Here is a 260-nt window from a genome sequence, read left to right on the forward strand (position 1 = left end):
GTCTACATCGTTACGACCGACACGCACTTCTCGCACAAGGTGTGGCACGAAACCTCGCCGGCCGTGGGCAAGGCACAGTTCCCGCTGGTGGGCGACCCCACGCACGCACTGACCAACGCTTTCGGCGTGCACATCCCCGAAGAAGGCCTGGCTCTGCGCGGCACGTTCGTGATCGACCCGCAAGGCACGATCAAGACGCTGGAAGTGCACGACAACGCCATCGCACGTGACGTGAAGGAAACCCTGCGCAAGCTCAAGGC

The 260-nt window shown here is 63.1% G+C and carries 1 protein-coding gene; it reads left to right on the forward strand.

The features are described 5' to 3' along the window. The coding region (locus tag ACVA6Q_RS24755) for a redoxin domain-containing protein (protein ID WP_446649238.1) at window positions 1–260 on the forward strand (260 nt) is incomplete at both ends.

The sequence above is a fragment of the Vibrio sp. DNB22_10_4 genome, from assembly GCF_052879755.1.